Origin of the sequence: Edaphobacter sp. HDX4 (assembly GCF_036877565.1) — a bacterium.
Taxonomy (GTDB): Bacteria; Acidobacteriota; Terriglobia; order Terriglobales; family Acidobacteriaceae; genus Edaphobacter.
This window is the reverse complement of record NZ_JAEDXW010000097.1, coordinates 1-254: the sequence shown is the minus strand read 5'-3', so window position 1 is coordinate 254 and position 254 is coordinate 1. Positions and strand designations below refer to the sequence as shown.

Below are 254 nucleotides of genomic sequence, written 5' to 3'. Positions count from 1 at the left end.
CGCATCGATGTAATCGTGAGAGGAAAGCTCGCGCGTCGCCTCGGCAGAGACATGTTCTATCTTCAGCGACTCCTCTTCTTTGAGCGAGGACGCCGTCGAGGGATGCAGGCGTAGCATAGCCACGATGGTTGATGGCGCAGGAAGGTCGAACTGAATGTCATACTCCGAGCGGATCAACATAGATTTTCATTCGATGCACGAAGAAGAACGACGGTTGTGCCTTCGAAGTGGGTTATAAAGCGATCATCCAAAAT

Annotated in this window: 1 pseudogene; it reads right to left on the bottom strand. The window is 51.6% G+C overall.

Annotation, left to right across the window (positions count from 1 at the left end):
• Positions 1–180 (bottom strand): annotated as a pseudogene (locus JAO29_RS23235) (transglutaminase family protein); the annotation flags it as partial.
• Positions 181–254 lie beyond the last annotated feature (74 nt).